This is a genomic window from Paenibacillus sp. J22P165 (assembly GCF_059692015.1).
The window spans coordinates 480683-498740 of sequence record NZ_JCAUAP010000003.1; the positions used below are offsets into that span (position 1 = coordinate 480683).

Annotated in this window: 15 protein-coding genes; all 15 read right to left on the minus strand. The window is 47.5% G+C overall.

What is annotated here, in order from left to right:
• Positions 1 to 27: 27 nt before the first annotated feature.
• The 15 genes from AC58QM_RS09815 to AC58QM_RS09885 all read right to left on the minus strand — a co-directional run bounded on the left by AC58QM_RS09815 (position 28) and on the right by AC58QM_RS09885 (position 17873).
• On the minus strand, positions 28 to 1209 hold the full coding sequence (locus AC58QM_RS09815; RefSeq protein ID WP_497283431.1) for a hypothetical protein: 1182 nt from the start codon (positions 1207 to 1209) through the stop codon (positions 28 to 30).
• 153 nt (positions 1210 to 1362) lie between these two features.
• Complete coding sequence (locus AC58QM_RS09820) at positions 1363 to 2232, minus strand: carbohydrate ABC transporter permease (protein WP_497283432.1); 870 nt, start codon at positions 2230 to 2232, stop codon at positions 1363 to 1365.
• Positions 2229 to 3116: an ABC transporter permease gene (locus AC58QM_RS09825; RefSeq protein WP_497283434.1), complete on the minus strand. Its 888-nt coding sequence runs from the start codon at positions 3114 to 3116 to the stop codon at positions 2229 to 2231. The genes AC58QM_RS09820 and AC58QM_RS09825 overlap by 4 nt, the downstream gene beginning before the upstream one ends.
• A 34-nt stretch (positions 3117 to 3150) precedes the next feature.
• Positions 3151 to 4686: a type 2 periplasmic-binding domain-containing protein gene (locus tag AC58QM_RS09830; protein WP_497283435.1), complete on the minus strand. Its 1536-nt coding sequence runs from the start codon at positions 4684 to 4686 to the stop codon at positions 3151 to 3153.
• Positions 4687 to 4700: 14 nt separating this feature from the next.
• Positions 4701 to 6170, minus strand: coding sequence for a sulfatase family protein (locus AC58QM_RS09835; RefSeq protein WP_497283436.1), 1470 nt, complete (start codon positions 6168 to 6170; stop codon positions 4701 to 4703).
• A gap of 65 nt (positions 6171 to 6235) precedes the next feature.
• Positions 6236 to 6991: a sugar phosphate isomerase/epimerase family protein gene (locus AC58QM_RS09840; RefSeq protein WP_497283437.1), complete on the minus strand. Its 756-nt coding sequence runs from the start codon at positions 6989 to 6991 to the stop codon at positions 6236 to 6238.
• Positions 6942 to 8075 (minus strand): Gfo/Idh/MocA family protein, encoded by a 1134-nt coding sequence (locus AC58QM_RS09845; protein ID WP_497283439.1) that lies wholly within the window; start codon positions 8073 to 8075, stop codon positions 6942 to 6944. The genes AC58QM_RS09840 and AC58QM_RS09845 overlap by 50 nt, the downstream gene beginning before the upstream one ends.
• Positions 8076 to 8275: 200 nt before the next feature.
• Positions 8276 to 9145 (minus strand): AraC family transcriptional regulator, encoded by an 870-nt coding sequence (locus tag AC58QM_RS09850; protein WP_497283440.1) that lies wholly within the window; start codon positions 9143 to 9145, stop codon positions 8276 to 8278.
• Between the two features lie 26 nt (positions 9146 to 9171).
• Positions 9172 to 10527, minus strand: coding sequence for a sulfatase family protein (locus AC58QM_RS09855; protein ID WP_497283442.1), 1356 nt, complete (start codon positions 10525 to 10527; stop codon positions 9172 to 9174).
• A gap of 16 nt (positions 10528 to 10543) precedes the next feature.
• Positions 10544 to 11899: a sulfatase family protein gene (locus tag AC58QM_RS09860; RefSeq protein WP_497283444.1), complete on the minus strand. Its 1356-nt coding sequence runs from the start codon at positions 11897 to 11899 to the stop codon at positions 10544 to 10546.
• Positions 11900 to 11948: 49 nt separating this feature from the next.
• Entirely contained in the window at positions 11949 to 13460 is a 1512-nt protein-coding gene (locus AC58QM_RS09865) for a sulfatase family protein (protein WP_497283445.1), read from the minus strand.
• A gap of 24 nt (positions 13461 to 13484) precedes the next feature.
• Complete coding sequence (locus tag AC58QM_RS09870; RefSeq protein ID WP_497283447.1) at positions 13485 to 15002, minus strand: ABC transporter substrate-binding protein; 1518 nt, start codon at positions 15000 to 15002, stop codon at positions 13485 to 13487.
• A gap of 45 nt (positions 15003 to 15047) precedes the next feature.
• Positions 15048 to 15884, minus strand: coding sequence for a carbohydrate ABC transporter permease (locus AC58QM_RS09875; RefSeq protein WP_497283449.1), 837 nt, complete (start codon positions 15882 to 15884; stop codon positions 15048 to 15050).
• Positions 15885 to 15896: 12 nt separating this feature from the next.
• Positions 15897 to 16859: a carbohydrate ABC transporter permease gene (locus AC58QM_RS09880; protein ID WP_497283451.1), complete on the minus strand. Its 963-nt coding sequence runs from the start codon at positions 16857 to 16859 to the stop codon at positions 15897 to 15899.
• Between the two features lie 33 nt (positions 16860 to 16892).
• The gene (locus AC58QM_RS09885; protein WP_497283453.1) at positions 16893 to 17873 is read right to left on the minus strand and encodes a formylglycine-generating enzyme family protein; all 981 of its coding nucleotides are present in this window, start codon (positions 17871 to 17873) and stop codon (positions 16893 to 16895) included.
• Between the last annotated feature and the right edge of the window lie 185 nt (positions 17874 to 18058).

Consider the following 18058-nt stretch of genomic DNA (forward strand, 5'->3'; position numbering starts at 1 on the left):
CTGACACACAGAGGAAGAGCACTAGCTTTATTGATAAGCTGTCGGAAGCGTCGTATACAATCCACCCGCTTTGTCTGTTGAGGTTACTTTCGTTTTCAAAAAGTTAACCACATCATTGATTCGTTTCGCGTTATATAACCAGTATATATAATTCAGATTCAACTTGTCGTGCCCGAAGTTATACAAATCACTGATATTGGCAGGGATCGTTTTGGCATCATCTTGAAAATAATCCGCAGACTGTACAGCTGTCCCTAGTGGGACGATGCCTGCTAGTGTCTGTCCTTGAACGCTGCTGTAATTCCAGGCATTCGCATAATAGGCATAAGCGCCAGGCGCGTTATTGGTTCCGATTAAGCTAGTGTTAATCGCGGAATAGGCTTTAATGTCTGGACCTCCAGAACCAACGCCATGCGTACGTTCCGCTGCAAAAATTCCGCTAAGACTTTGTTGCGGAAAGTTGGTGAATTGAATGGTTACCGTATTCGGGAATGCAGCTTTGAGCGCGACAATTTCGTCGCTGATTGCATTGGCATATACGGTATAATCAAAGGCTGGCGAAATGCTTTGGCTGTTAATATTTGCTGGTTGTTGGGACTGAGCCGTTTCTGATAAAATCACCGATTCCAACGTGCTGTTTCCGTTAAAACTCGTTCCAAGTGCGGCATACAGCGCCTTGATTCGATCGCGTACATGATCATTCCAACGAATCGGATTATAGGATCCAGTGGCTGTCTCATACACCCCACCGCCATAGTAACTGCCTTGGATATAAGCAGGAGTCGCTGTTTCCCCCTCACCGAATGCTTTGGTTTGAAGCTGAATAACCAATTTGGAAGGAACAGCAATGCCATTCGAGTCCGTCAAGCTCGTAAGGTGGTTCAAATCCGCTTGAATTTCGGAGAAATCATAAACGAATTGGCCAGGTTGAGATGAATGAGGAACTTCAAGTTCATTCCAATTATATTTCTTTTGAATGCCCCTGAATATTGGTGTGCCGTCCGTGCTTTTCTGGGTTAACCAGGTATCATACTCCCCATTACTAATGGAAAGCTTATCGTTCGCCAATAGAAAATGTCCCGGGTTCCAGTTAGTTAGATTGACTGTAGCGTGGGCGGTGTTCGTTTTACCTAGCGGTTTCCCTCCGAAAGCCAATGTAACTGCAGCGAGCGTAAGCAATGCGGTGGACCAAATTCTTTTCTTATTCATCCTATTCACCTCTTCAGTTTATCACCTTATATACAACTTATCAAAGTTGTTTACTTGGTTTTAAACATCATAACTTCTTTTTGAAAAAGAGGGGATAGCAAAAAGGTTGGTTTGACTTTATCATTTTGTCTATAAAATGGTAAGCAGCACCGTTCACTCTTTAATGGATCCGATGAGCGCACCTTTTGCAAAATATTTCTGCAAAAAAGGATAGACAGCCACAATAGGCAGCATAGCCACCAGAATCGCCGCCATTTTCACATTTTCCCCGATCGACGTGGCCATCTCTACCTCCAGTGAACTTTGGGATCCAACTTCAGCGGTTCCTCCTACAACCATTTGACGCAATAATACCTGAATCGGCCATTTGCTGGCATCGCTCAGATAAATCACGGCTGCAAAGAATTCATTCCAATGATGAACCATGAAGAACAGTGAGAAGGTCGCCAGAATCGGCTTGGATAGCGGCAAAATAATAGAAAATAAAATGCGAATCTCGCCTGCCCCATCGATGCGCGCAGCTTCATCTAAGCTTTCCGGTAAATTTTGAAAGAACGTCTTCATGACAAGTACGGTGAACGCATTGGTAGCTCCCGGCAGCAGTAAAGCCCAATACGTATTCATTAAACCAAGCGACTTGATCAATAAATAGTGAGGAATCAACCCGCCTCCGAACAGCATGGTAATGAATACAAACATCAGCATCGTGCGGCGACCCGGCAACTTCTTCTTGGACAGAGCGTAAGAGAGCGTAATGGAAACGAACAAATTAATGAGCGTACCTACGACAGTGAGATAGACCGAGTTACCTAATGAGCGTATAAATCGATTCGTAGAAAAAAGGTACCGGTAGGCATCCAGCATGATGTCTTTAGGAATGAAATATAAATGCCCACCTGCCGATTCCAGCGTGGAGCTGAGCGAAACCGCCAGCATGTATAGAAATGGAATCACTACCCCTAAACCTAGCAGGAGAAACATAGCGGCATTGCCGACATCAAAAAGGGAGGTTTGTCTATTCAAAATACCCCTTCCTCCCCCATCGATTTGGCAGCTTTATTAGCCAATAATACGAGTATCAAACCAACAATCGATTTAAATAGTCCCGCTGCTGTGGCAAAGCTATAATCCCCACCAAGTAGTCCGACACGGTAGACATAGAGATCGAACACATCGGATACGTCTAAATTCATGGCGTTGGACATTAGAAAAATTTGCATGAAGTTGGATTCCAGGGAATGTCCTAGACGCAGCAAGAGCAAGATGACAATCGTGCTGCGAATACCAGGCAGTGTAACATGCCAAATGCGACGCCAACGCCCAGCACCATCCACTTTAGCCGCTTCGAATAGTTCAGGGTTTACCCCGGCTATGGCGGCAAGAAAAATAATCGTCCCCCAGCCTAGATCCTTCCATATATGCTGCATCACCATCATGGAGCGAAACCATTCATTGCTAACGAGAAAAGGAATGCCTTCTCCGTTACCTACATAATGGTTGATGACACCGGAAGGACCGAAGAACACCAATGTCATGCCCGCTATAATTACCCAGGAAATGAAATGCGGCAGGTACAAGATTGTTTGAATCAGCCGTTTATAAATCAACCACCGAAGTTCATTTAGCATGATAGCAATGAAAAGTACGAATGGAAAATAAAAAAACAAATGATACAAACTTAGAAGCAATGTATTCTTCAACAAGAGAGGAAAATCATCATGGGTCAGAAAGTTACGAAAGTGCTCCAAACCTACCCACTCGCTTTTAAAAACTCCCAAAAATGGGCTGTAATCCTGAAAGGCAATCCATACGCCCCACATTGGAAAGTAATGAAAGACTAAGAAATAGATGATACCCGGAGCGGCCAACGCATAGAGCCATGCATAACTTCTCCACTTTACTGCCATTAGCTTATACCTCTCTTTAACTAAGTTAGCCTATCTACTGCTTATACAGCTCCAATAGCTCTTTACCAATCTGATTACCGCTATTCTGTTGCCAAGTCGCAATTTCTTTTTGCACAACATCCCATCCAGCTTGCCCTGTCACATATTTGATCGCGGACGCATCGACCTTCTTCTCATGATCTGGATTTTTCTGGTCCGTAGGCGAGATCAATCCAGAGAACGTATCTAGTACGCCGATTGTTTTGAAGCTGTCCAGAATACTACGTTGTAACTTGTTCACCTGCGGGTCCGTTGAATTAGCATAGTTATAAGGATCGAGTGGCCATAACAGCAGAAAAGTCGAGGGCTTCTCTTTCTCGCTAAGCTTCTCCTGTTCTGGTGTACGACTAACAATGCCATCTTTAATATCCGTGGAATGAACGCCTTTGATCCCGCCATTGCGGTAATACTCGTATTCCGGAGCCGCTTGGGCATTCAAAAATTCTACAATGCGCTCCGCTTTTTCCTTCGATACCGTTGAAGGAATCACCCAGGATCCGAAGAAGCCCAAGCTTTGATTAACGCCTTTCTTCCCGCCAGGACCTTCAATCGTAGGTAAAACAACCATTTCAGCCTTCGGGTCTACCGTCTTGAGCTTGTCATAGTTGTTGCTGCCTAGCAAACCTACATGGTACACAAGCGCTCCCGCTTCACCTGCAAGGAATTTATCTTTGTTTTGTTGATTCTTAAGCAGTGTCGCGTCTTTATTAATTAGCTTCTCGCTCCATGCCTGCTTCAGCCAATCCAAATAATCTTTATATTCCTTCGTCTCCAAGGCGTAAACAGCCTTATCATTTTCAATTCGGTAGTTATTCGGCATGCCAAATGCAAACTTAACAGGTGCCATTCCGCCGAAAACAGACTTTGCATCATCTGCCTGTGCAGCAAACGTGACAAAAGGAATCGTTTTCCCGCCACCTACCGGGTCCTTATCACGGAATACCCGCAAGGCATTCGTCAATTCATCGATGGTTTTTGGTACGGTGAGGCCATAACGGTCAAGCCAGTCCTTACGCATAATAATATTGGCTGAACCATTCCCATAGGCGTATTGCGGTCGAGGAATCGCATAAATTTTCTGATTAACACTGGAAGCTTTCCATGCCGTTTCGGGAATGTTTTGGTCCAAATTCTTTTTCCCTTTGACCAAGGATGTCAGATCGTAGAATGCGCCCTGTCTTGCTAATTTTTCAAATTTAGGGTCCTTGATCCCTGATTTCAAAAGGATTAAGTCATACTGGTCCAAGCTTGCCATCGTAACATTCAGCTTCTCGTCATAGGTTGAGGCCGGCACCAGTTCCATGGAAAGCTTCACATTGTGCTTCTTTTCGATATATGCTTTCGCCTGATTACCTTCCATTGGAGGCTGATCCTCATAATGGATGGTCATCACTTTAATCGATACAGGCTCTTGTGCGCTTCCGCCAACTGCCGTAGCTGAGTTCTCTTTGCTACCGCTGGAGCAGCCCGTCAAGGCTCCGATACCTAATACAGCTGTGAGTCCTACATGTAACCATTTGCTCGCTCTCATTCCGTTTACTCCTCTCATAAATCTTGTGTACGGTTTGTTCCAATGGCGCACGCCGGGCCCCATTCCGCTAAAGCTACCGTCGGATATTGGTTAAAAATAAAATCCCCCGCATCCGCAGCTTCTCTCCACATCGCCATAAACAAAGATCGTTTCAGTTCCTGCATCTCTGGTTCATTCGCGATATTGCTAAGCTCGTGAGGATCTTCCTGCAAATCGTACAACTCATCGCAATCCGTTGGATTATATACCAGCTTATACCGTTTCGTTCGGACGATCCTTTGCATGTAGTACACTTCTACTCCGTTGCATTGTGTAAACAAAGCTTCCCTCCATGTTTCCGGCTCCTCGCCGTCAAACCATCTCGTCAAGCTAAGTCCCTTCGTATCCGCTGCAATGTACCTACTTGCGTCTGCTATGTCCAAGAAGGTCGGTGCAAAATCCATAATGCTTGTCAGCGCATCGATCTCCCTCCCCGGCCGTGCGATTCCGTTAGGCCAGCGTAGCACGCAAGGCAGTCTGTATGTTTCCTCGAACGGACTGATTCCTTTTAAATACAAGCCGTGTGCTCCAACATTTTCACCATGATCAGATAAGAAGACCACTAACGTATCCTCAGCTTGACCAGTTCGCTCCAACGCCTCAAGGACTTCTCCGAACAGATCGTCAACCATGGTGCAATAACCCCAGTAATGACTAATCGATTCTTTGACTTCATCCTCTGAAAGTTGATCCCAAATTTTACGCATCCGCCGGTAAATGGCCGGCTTATTTTGAAGCGAATCGTTGTAATTCGGCGGAAGCGGAATAAGGGACGGATCGTACATGCGTGCATATCTTTCAGGAATTTGAAAAGGATCATGAGGCCCCGTTACCCCTACATACATGCACCATGGTGTCTCATCTTTTGTAAGTTTATCCAACTGCTCAACTGCACGTTGTACCACCCGATAGTCTCTTGTATCCTCGTATTCCACTTGCGAAGTACCATAGAGCTTGTAATTGCCCCAACCAGGCCTTGCAATTTCCCCCTGCTGCCTCGGTCCATACTGGACCATGTCTTTTTCCCGCCAATCGTCTATGGTAAGACCCATCACCGCGTCCATTCCCGCTGTTACAAGAAGCTCTTCCCAGCCCCGATCTGCAGGATTTTCTTCCGCTGAAATATGCCATTTACCTGAAAAATAAAGCTGGTATCCAGCAGACTTGAGACCTTCTGAGAATGTCGTAACGCCTGGAAAAAGCCCACGACGCAGCGCAGCAGCATTGCTCACATTATTATGGATGCCATGCTGGGAAGGATATTTTCCCGTCATGAAGGAGGCACGGGAAGGACAGCAGTGCGTCATGGTCGTATAGACACGCGTGAACATTAGGCCATCATTGGCTAAAGCTTGAACATTCGGCATCTGACAAGGATGATCTCGGGTAATAACGCCGGCCTGCTGTTGATCGGTCATGAAAATCAAAATATTGGGTTTGCCCACCTGTCCCCCTCCTTTACTAATGGACTTATGCATTTTTACGTAAATGCTTATGCGAATAGTCGGATTTAATCCTGCGAAAGGCGTATTAACTGTGTATAGCTGACAGCTACACTGTCCATTGCCGACCCTTTACATTGATCCTGCTCGACTACGTACCATTCAATGCCGTGTTTCTCGCCCCACATAAGGATAGGCTTGAAATCAATGATGCCTGTTCCAATCTCCGTGAATTCCGGATTGTCCCCTGGCGTCATATCTTTTAAGTGAATATAAGGTATGCGATGAGGGTACTGCTGAATGAAAGTCAAAGGGTCAATCCCGCTCTTCTTTACCCAATACACATCCGGCTCTGCATAAATATGACTTCCGTCGGTTGTATCACACAGATAGGATAGCGCAGATCCCCCATCCATACGCGTTTCAAACTCATAAGTATGGTTATGATAATGAATGCGCAGACCTTTTTCCTTCCCTTTATGAGCAATTTCATTTAAGACTGACTTCGCCTCCCGAAATCCTTGTTCATTGCGTAATCTTGGGGGCAGCGCCGGGCATATGAGGTCACGCGTGTTGAACATTTCTGCTTCACTTATCACTTTATCCAGCTGTTTGCTGAGCCTCTCGTAACCGACGTGCATGCCTGCAACGCGAAGACCTGTCTCAGCTAATACGGCTGCGATTTCACGCGGATCATGATTGTACAACTGGGCAGTCTGAACACCAGCCCAGCCCATAGCGGCCAATTCCCTTAGTACGCCTGCATAATCCTGCTCAAACTCTTTCCGTACCGTATGCAGTTGAATAGCGAATTTCTGTTTCAAGGCTCTCCCCTCTCTCCTCATCCAGCCTGACTTCTCTACCCACACGTGCAGATTCATACAACGCGCATAAAATACGGATCATGTCGACGCCATGCTCTGGACGTATAATCGGCTCCGCTCTCCCTTGCAGGACATCGATAAAATGATGGAGATGCTTGGCATGATTCCCGCCTGTCTTTGCTTTAGATAAATCAGGAATGGTCGTGCACATCGTGTCTGCGATTTCCGAGAACAACTTCACCTCTCCCTTGCGCAGCGAGAACCCTGCTTTGGTTCCACGCAACTCAACGAATGACTCCTCCTGCTCTACATTTGAGGCCCAACTAAATTCAAGCTGCAGCGTCGCTCCGTTCTGGAAACGAATATAGCCAGAAGCCAAATCCTCAACATCATACACGCCATCTTCTTTCTTCTCGCCATATCCACTATGAATGGAATCCGACAAGCTTGTTTCGGCAAATTTGGTATAAGTTGCGCCAACTACGCTGACCGGCTTCGGATTACCCATTAGCCATATGGCGACATCAATGAAGTGTACGCCCAAATCGATAAGCGGCCCACCGCCGGATATCTCCCTTGTTGTGAACCAACCGCCTTTGCCAGGAATTCCACGTCGACGCAGCCAACCACAACGCCCCGTATACGCTTCACCTAACTGGCCTTGATCAATGAATCGTTTAAGAAACTGTACGCCTGGCGCAAATCGATTATTACGCATGGCCATGAGATGTTTGCCTGACTGGCTGGCAGCCTTCGCCATTTGCCGTGCTTCTTCCACATCGATGGCATCCGGCTTCTCGGTAAACACGTGTTTACCCGCAAGCAAGCCTTCAATTGCAATGCGAGCATGAAAGGCATTCGGTGTGCAGATATCAATAAAGTCGATATCCTCCTGCTTGATAAGCTCACGATAGTCGGTATATACCCTTGGTACATGCAACTCAAGTGCCGATCGCTTTGCTTTTTCGTAGACAATATCACACAGAGCGACAATTTCCACTTCAGGATGGGTGCAATAGGCTTCCAAATGAATGGCAGCTACTTGGCCGATCCCAATCACGCCAACTTTCAGTTTCTCTTTCATGCTCAATCCTCCTGTACCAAGGCAACCGATAAAGCATAGTAATCTACTTGGAATTATTACTATCAGTTTAACGGATCTAGGTACCAATGGTAAATGTCATTTTGATTCCCTAGATTTAGCATTTTGTCTCCTGAAATGACCTATAGATCAAAGGTTTCACCCATTCATCCTTAGCAAAATGAACACTAAAAGATCATCATTTATTTATGGATCCCTGTCCGTGCACCTGATTGGTATTGTGTCGGAGACATTCCATAGTATCTGCTGAACGCCCGCGAGAACGAGTACACATCTGGGTAACCGATCGATAGTGCGATGTCCGTAACATTGAACTCACCGTCTTTCAACAGTTCTATGCTTTTCTCCATACGCAATTTAATTAAATATTGCATCGGACTAAAGCCGAGAACGCGGATACACTCTTGATAGAGATGGGAGCGATGGACACCAGCAATTGTGGCAACATTCGTTACGCCGATGCCTTCCATGTAATGTGTATCCATGTACTGTTTACATCGCTCCAGCCAATCGATATTCACCTGACTCTTCGCCTGCTCATCCGTCTTGGCAATGAGTGACTCGAGCAGCTGATATAGTTTCAGCTGCAGCATCACTTCGTCATACTCGGTGCGGTCTCGAAGCATGCTATGAATTCGGTTCATCGTCTGCGCATGCTCCGGCATCCACCGCTGCTTAACATAGGGCTCCTCTTTACTGAAGCCAATTCGATCTAGAAAAGGGCCGGCTTGATTGCCTTGGAAAGCCAGCCAATACATCTTCAACTGCTGCTCGTCTTCGGCTTCAGCCAGCTGATAGCTGTATCGCTGTCCAGGATACAGACAGAACAGATCTCCTTTGCGCAGTTGAACCGTTCCGTTACCATGGATGAGCGTAACACTTCCACTAATTACGGCATGCACAGAATAACATTCAATGACTTTAGGACCAACCGAGTAGTTGGGCTTTGCCCTGTTCTGCCCGGCTCGAATGATCCATAAGCCTCCGTTCTTCTCGAATTCGGAAGGCGTGTGGTACAGATATTCGGCAAATTCATGGCCATATTCTTTCATCCGCTCCGCTCCTTCGCAAAGAACTATTATCGTGCTATAAAGCGCTCAAGCAGCTCCATCTGCCTATCTTGGAACTGATGCGCTTTCTCATTCTCCGTTTCCGGCGAACATATTCGCCGCAGCTCCGCATCAAGCTCTGAAGCTTTCTCTGGATACTGCTCATATACGTCATCAAGCTCATCCGGATCTGTATCGAGGCGAAACAGCTGATGTGGAGCTTCCATGTAGGAAATAAGCTTCCAGCTGCCTTTGCGTATCATATAAGCACCCGAACGGGTACCATGACCGTGATATTCCGAAAACACGACACGTTCGGTGTCATCTTGATCGATGTGCTGCAGTGGGTTCCCTGCCCATTCAGCCGGCCTTGTTGCACCAGCAGCGTGAAACAACGAAGCTTGCACGTCGTGCAAATCGACGGGTGTCTTTACCCGAACGCCCTGCGCGAACCCCGGTCCTGCTCCAATACAAGGGATGCGTACCGAGTCTTCATACAAGGAACATTTCCACCACATGCCGAATTTCCCTAGCATTTCGCCATGATCCGAGGTGTAAATCAACTGGGTGGTTTCTGCTATCCCCTGTGCATCTACCGTATCCAGCAGTCTTCCTAGCTGATCGTCAATAAAGGCAACGTTGCCTGCATAACCGCGTCGAAGTCCGCGAATTTGCTCCTCCGTAAACAGGTCTGCTTCAAAATGCTCTCGCAAATCTTTGGCATACGGATGATTGGCACTCGCCTCATGAACACCGTATCGGGGCAGATCGGCCGCTTCCGGATACAAGTCCCAATAAGCTTGCGTATTCCATTGCGGGAAATGTGGATTAATTAAATTAATCGTCAGATTCCATGGCGCTGTAAGGGTAGGAGCAACATTCGTCAACCACGCCAATGCTGCGTCCATAATCTTGAGATCCGAGTTGAAAGCGTCCTCTTTCACACCGTAACCGTTTGCCCTTTGGGCTGCTCCCTCACGGATAGCGAGAGGTCTGCGATGGAAATTAAGATCTCCTGGCAGTTTACGCTCCTTCGTATGATGCAGCTCTGAAAATCCTAACCGCTCTATATCGTCGAATACATCCGATTTGCCGAAGTAGACCGTATGAACGCCCTGTTCACTTAGTACTTTGCCATAGGAATCAGCATCCGTTGGTAATGCCAGATTACAATTGCTGTAGTTTTGGAGCTCATGTACTCTCTTGCCCGTGAAGAAGGCGCTGCGGCTTGGGCTGCAAAGAGGCGAAGGGCAATAGGCGTTTTCATACACCGTACCTCTGCTCGCCAACCGCTCCATATTCGGCGTACGCAGAAATGGATGTCCGTATACGGACGAGTACAACGGGTTATGCTCATCTGATAGGATAATGATGGAATTACTCATACGCAATCTCCTCTCTTTACACACGTGATTCGTGGTCGGCTACACGTCGCTGCCCGCTCTTTTTGCTTTGCGCTACTATAATCTCGGCTTTGGGCTCACCTGCCGCTTCCATTCTCCGAAGCAGTCGCTCTCTCAAAATAGCGGTGACATCTCCATGTGATGCGAAGCCTATTAAGTTCGTTAGTTCATATGGATCGGCCTGAAGATCGTATAAAAATTCTTCAACGTAGGAATCCGCAGTCGGTACATCGCCAATCGGTTCTCTAGCCGATACGGAATATTTCCATCGCGAAGTGCGAATTGCTCTGCCAATCTGCGCTTCGCTAATTTGCACATAAACATCATCGGGCCAACTAGCTGTTTCTCTACGTACGAGCGGGAGAAATGATTGTCCTTGCATCGCTTCAGGTACCTCAATACCTGCCGCTTCCAGCAGCGTAGGCGGCAGATCAATCAAACTGACTAGCTCGCGGATTTGCCCTCCGCTATCGAAGCCGGGGCCGATGACTGCCGACGGTACACGGATAGAGCTTTCATGGCACGAGCGTTTGTACTCGCTGTTGCGTGTTTTGAAATGGCAGGCGTGGTCGGACGTGAACAAGATAATGGTATTATCAGCGAGTCCTAAACTTTTGACAGCGTCAAACAACCGGCCAAGTGCTTCATCGATCCGTTTCACCATGCCATAATAACCGCCCAAATGCTGCGCGCTTGTACCGCCTAGCGCAGCCAAATCAGGAGGGGTCCATCTGCCTGTGTAAGCTTCTTGATAAATGTCCGGCGATGGATAGTCATCCCGATGATTTTGATGATGCGGCTCCAAAAAGGAAAGGAATAGGAAGAAGGGATTCTCTTTCTCCTGATCGATGTAGCGAATCGCTGCATCTGTCAACGCATCAACTCTATAACCAGGCAGCTTCACTCGCTCATTATCATTATTAAAGACAACAGCATCGTAAGAGTCAGATGTCATTTCTAAGGCATTCGCCGCAAGCCAATACTCGTAACCGCCACGTCCCTTCTCTGTAACGGGATTCTCGCTGGCGAGATGCCACTTTCCGATATAACCGGTTTTGTATCCGGCGTCTCGGAAATAATGCGCTAGAGTCTGCGTCCCTTCCGGCAGCGGAATAGAGTTACGATGACAGCCCGTCGTCGTCGGATACAAGCCCGTCTGAAACACCGATCGTGCTGGACCGCAAACGGGCTGACAAGTAAACGAATTGTATAAATGAGTGCCCCGTGCCGCCATTCGATCGAAATTAGGCGTAAGTCCAAGCGGATTACCGTGCACCCCAGTCGTATCCCAGCGCTGTTGATCCGTAAAGAATACGATAACATTCGGTTGTGAAGCTTTTTGTGTGTTTGCCATATCCATTCATCTCCTTCTTTTTCACTTCAAAATAGCAAGTCTTCTCTCACTAAGCATTGGCGATGCGGGGCATCCAAATCGGTTCTTTTCCCAGCTCCGCCCAGGCATATCGCAGCAGCAGGTTGGATTTCAAAGCCTCATACTCCGGTTCATCCCATAGGTTTCGCACTTCCTGTGGATCCTCCTGAAGATCGAAGAGCTCGCCATATGTTTGATTGTAGTAAACCGTGAGCTTGTAACGCTCATCTACATATGTTTTCAAATGAATGGTCGTTAGTTCATGGTGATTCTCACAAAGGATATGGTTACGGGCAGTCTCTTGATTGCCATTCCAAACCTCCCGTTGGTTTACTCCCGTCATGGAGGAAGGGATTGGTAAGCCAGCGTAACTTAGTAGAGTCGGTGCATAGTCAACGAGTGATTGCATTGAAGCCGTCACACGTCCTGCCGGAATTTGACCGGGGTAACGGGCAATCATCGGTACACGAATGAGATCCTCATAATGAAATGGACCTTTGGCAATGAGACCATGATGCCCGAACAGATGACCGTGATCTGACGTGAAGACAACCAGCGTATCCTCTGCAAGCCCAAGTTCATCCAGCTTATCGAGAATACGTCCAATATAAGCATCCATTAAACTCGTCATTCCGTAGTACACGGCAATGTCCTTGCGAAGCTGTTCCTCATTATGCAAGTGAGAACGTAAGCCATGCATGCCGAAACCGGACTCTCGATATGAGGAAAAATCAGGCTTCTCCTCTTGTGCCAGACGAAAATGCGGCGGATTGGCAGCATGCTCTCCCTGCTGCAGCTTCGGAAGAGTCAATTGATTCGGATCGTACATCGTGTCCCATGGCTCTGGCACAAGGTAAGGCGGATGCGGATCGAAGAAGCTCGCCCACAAGAAAAAGGGCTGATCGGATTGCTGATACTGCTCAAGCAGCGTATTTGTACGTTCAGCGATCCAGGCGTCATAATGATATTCTTCCGGAATCGCCCACTTGTGAACTTGCTTCCGATCCATTGTGCCTGTCGGCGATAGGAAATAGTTACGCCATTCTGTGCAGCCTTTCTCCTCTAACCATAGTGCGTAATGCTGTCCGGCATGAGCCTCATTCGTATGATTGCGGGCAAGCTCTACATGCTTGAAGCCGTAATACGACTCGTCGAACTGTCTCCAGAACGCCAAATCCTGAAGCAGCGGATACGACTCCAGAGACGGATATTCCTCCGTCGAAACCAGTGGTTGGAAATGCGCTTTGCCAATCAGCGCAGTTTCATATCCCGCCTTCTGGAAATCTTCACCGACCGTATGCACCTTCTCCGAAAGCTTCGTCCCCAATGTCCATGCACCATGTTGACTAGGGTATTGTCCCGTTATTAAGGAGCTGCGAGTCGGCGTACACGTTGGATTAGGGCAGTAGGCTCTAGTAAACGTTGTTCCTTCCCTGACTAGACGGTCCAGATTCGGCGTCTTAATCTCAGGTTGAAAGGCACCGATCGTATTCCAATGCTGTTGGTCACTTGTAATAAGCAAAATGTTAGGCTTGCGGCTCACAGAAACAGCTCCACTCCGACACTATTATTTTTTCACTAATTGCTTATAATCATCCGATGTATAGTCTTTATCCGCTTGCCAATTAGGGAAGGTGAAATCGTCTCTGCTCACTTGTACACCAGATGACTTCACTTTATTCACAGCCTCGTCCAAGCCTTTGTTTAATTTTTCATCATAGGCTTTAAGCAAAGGTGCCGCATCTTTTTCAGCCCCCGTCAACACCGATTGCAAAATGTCACTGAATGATGGCTTGATTTTCGGCTGCGAAAGGGTTCCGAGACCCACGATGACCTTGGCGGTTTGCGGGTTTTGAATCGCGTAATCTGGGCGAAGCTTCAATTCTTCTTTATGCAGCTTCAAGAACGAATTGAATTCAGGATATGGATACAGCGCCTTATTCTCATTGATACTATTAATTGGTGTCAAAGCGACGCCGCTGTTTAAGTACTTTTCATAAAATAGCTGTGAGGAAAATGCTTTCTCGATAAACTCCGCTGCGGCTTTCGCATTTTTGGATTTAGCCGAAATAAGATAGCCGGAAGGGGCTGCTTGCACATAGTAATAAGTTGGCTTACTTCCGGTAAGCGTCGGCACGGCTGCGAGTCCCAGCTTAACATCTGGCGTATCTCTCTTCGCAATCCACATACGGGCGCGACCATCAATTAGAAAAGCTGCCTTGCCTTGGCCGAATAGCACGCTTGCTTCTGTGCTCTTCAATGTAAAAGAGGAGGGTAAAATACTACCGTCTGCTTTGAGCTTTAGTAAGAAATCAAAAGCATCCAGCGTTGCTTTGGAGCTGTATTCATATTTCCCGGTCTTATAGTTAAATCCATCAGCTGCCTGAGGATCAGTGCCTGCGCTTAGCGCACTTACGAATTTACTGATGCCTGAAGCATCGCCGGTCTCTCCACCGCCAAATACGATGCCGAATACATCGCCTTTGCCCTTGGCCGTAATCGTGTTTGACATACTGCGCAGCTCATCCCAAGTTGTTGGCGGCTTCTCTGGGTCAAGCCCAGCTTTTTGCAGCACATCCTTGTTATAGTACAGGATCGAACTCAACTGCGGCCCCGTGAGTGGCCAAGCGTACGTTTTGCCATCAATGACATTCACACCTTCGGCGAAGGATCCCGCGATAAACTGCTTCTTCCACTCCTCCGAGAGAAGACCGTCATACGGAAGCGCCCACCCATTAGCAACGATGGAACGTATATCTGTATTTTGCGGAGTTTGAAAAATATCCGGAAGCTCGTTGGATGTAGCCGCCGCCTGAACAGCTGAATTGTATTCGGCCCAAGGCATGTAACGGGCCTCAACCCGAATGCGGCCTTTGTTTTTTTCATTAAACTCCTTCACCATACGCTGGCCTGGACTTTCGTCCCCCTTCAAGAAATCGCTCCCGCCCCATACCGTGACAACCGATTCCTGCCCAACTTCTTTCGTTTGTTCTGGCTTCTCAGCGTTATTACTTGTGCAACCTGAGAGCACCACAACACTCCCTAGAGCCAAAGCGCCCAATCCATTGATCCATTTCTTATTCATAGCCATCCTCCTCATATAATAAAAAATTGTTTTCTTACACTTTTCTTATCCCTTGATTGCGCCTGAGACCCCTTCGATAAAATAACGTTGCAGTAAAATAAATACAGCAAGGATAGGGAGCAAAGATATGCTAGCTGCTGCTGCCATTCCCGTCCAATCCATCGTATTTTCGCCTACGAACTGAAACATCCCCACACCTAACGTCCGTAAATTGGGCTTGCTAAGTGTGAAAATGAGTGGCATGAGAAACGCGTTCCACGTCCACATAAACTGCATGATCGCAGTCGTTGCAATGATCGGCTTTGCCATCGGCAGCATAATACTTGCAAATGTCCTAAAAAAACCACTCCCATCGATCTCTGCCGATTCCTCCATTTCCTTGGGAAGACCGCGGAAATAGGCAACGAATAGTAAAATGAACAAGATATGTCCGCTGCCTGCCTCAGCCAAAATCACGCCCCATAGGGAATTGTTGAGTCCAAGTGAGTTAACAAGAGAATAAACCGGGATAATCGTGTATCCCTTGGGCATGAACATCGTCGCAGTAACAGCTGTTACAAAAAACAGTCGTCCACGAAAACGATAACGCCCAATCGCGTAACCCGTTAGGGAGCACACCGCGAGCACGATCAGCACCACCGAAACGGTAACAATCAGTGTATTCCAGAAATACACGGAGAAATGCGCCGTCTCCCATGCCCGTTTGTAATTGGCAAATTGAAGCTTTTGCGGCAATAGTGTAATGCCTGAGGTGATATATTCGTTATTTGTCTTAAAGGAAGCGGCAATCATCCAAATGAACGGATAAATCCAGACGATGCCAATCCCGATCAACAAAGTGTGCAAAGCTAATAACGGCACGCGTAGAAGCTTCCTTTTCAAGATGAGTCCCTCCTATAACCGCCCGGACGCTTTACGTCCGCCAGTCCATTTGACAAACAACCCTAATATAATTGAAATGAGCATGACCACAATCCCATATAAAACTCCCGCTGCGGAGGCGAAGCCTACCCGGGCTTCCCCATTGCCAGAGAACGCATACCGGTAGATGTACACATCGACCATGTCCGTTTTGAAGGCTGGGCCGCCATTTGTCATCGTCTTAACCAGATCAAATACATGGAGCGCATTAACAGCCGACATCAGCACAATGACACTTCCAACCGGCAGCAGCAGAGGTATCGTCAAAAATCGGAACAATTGCCAAGCGGAGGCTCCGTCGATACGGGCTGCTTCGAACAATTCTTTGGGCAGAGATTGAATACCCGCTAACCAATACACAAGCTTCATCCCGAAGGTTTTCCAAATGCCAACTACGATGACAATCGCGAGTGCCGTATCAATCGATCCGAGCCAATCCACAGGCCGTTCAATCCATCCGAGTCGCAGGAGTACCTCGTTTACCAGACCTTTATAAGCGCCGAATGCAAACCGCATTACTAAGCCTACAACAGCCGTGGTCGTAACAACCGGTAAGAAGTACACGGTGCGATAAAACACCTTTCCTTTGAGCCAACTTGCATTCAACAATAGCGCCATGAGCAGTGCAAGCGGTACTTGAATGGCTACCAAACAAACCATAAACATAATACTGTTGCGAAAAGCATTCCAGAAAATCGGATCAAGTAGCGTCTCCTTGAAATTATCGAATCCTGCGAAATCTCGCAGAGGGCCGTAGCCATTCCAATTGAAAAAGGCATACACATAGCTCATTGCGATCGGGTACACCGTAAATAACAGGAACAAGATCAACTGCGGCGCGATAAAAGCCCAGCACCACATCTCTTTGCGCAAACGGTAGTGAAACCATGTTGGCTTCTCTCTTCCCTCTGTTTTATTGCCAGTAACTACTTGCATGGTGTTACCACCTCCTTTCGTTTGATCATTATGTTAAGCATCTGCCGCACAGCGAAACCCTATATTCCCTGTTGAACTATCCGGTGTATTCGAGCTGCGTGCAGCAACTCTGTAGCGGTTGCAGTACGACTTATGGCACAAGTACGAACCGCCACGCATGGATCGGCTTACGCCGGAAGATGGCCCACGCGGATTTCTCTTATTCTTGTCTGGCGCTGCCGTAAACCAATCGGAGCACCATTCCCACACGTTGCCAACTATGTTGTACAAGCCGTACCCATTTGGTGGAAACGAGCGGGCAGGTGCGGTACCGGCGTAGCCATCTGAGGCATGGTTTTTGTCAGGAAATTTCCCCTGCCACACATTGCATAGATGCTCGTTACCAGGCTTCAGCAGATCGCCCCAAGGGTAGCGCTTCTGTATCAAGCCTCCACGAGCCGCAAACTCCCACTCGGCTTCCGTCGGAAGCCGTTTGCCGGCCCATTTGGCATACTGCGTTGCATCATGCCAAGAAACATGAACGACGGGATGATCCAGCCGTTCCTCGATCGAAGATCCGCTGCCTTCCGGCCGGAACCAGCAGGCTCCGTTCACAGCAAGCCACCACGGCACGTTCGGCACCGGCCTTGCGTCCGTTTCCCGTACTTTATCCGGGACGAACAAATGAAAAACGAACGACCAACCGAACCTTTCCGCTTCCGTTACATAGCCGGTTTGTCGGATGAACTTCGCGAACTGCTCATTCGTAACCGTGCAGGCATCGAGATAGAATGGTGAAAGCTCGACCGTTCGAATCGGTCCTTCCCCATCATTCGGAAAGCCTTCGGCGTCATCGGTGCCCATTAAAAATTCGCCTCCGGGCAAGTAAATTAACCCTTCATCTTGAACCGATTTCTTCTGGGTACGCTGTACGAATGATTCCAAATGTATAAAATTAGTTGTGTTTTGCGCCTCGACGGTCATCTGCTCCGTTCGCTTGATGGAGCAGCAGGCTTGCCCGCTAGTTGTACGCATATGACACCTTCCTCCCAATGGCAAAATAAAAAGAGACGTACGGCATGAACAATTACGTTCATGCGATACGTCTCCGTTAGTACGGTCGACTGCGTCAGCATCAATTATTATAATCCAATAAGATTACTCGGTTATCACTTTGTCTAGAATTTTAGCTCCGAACCCCTATATTGTCAACCGTTTTT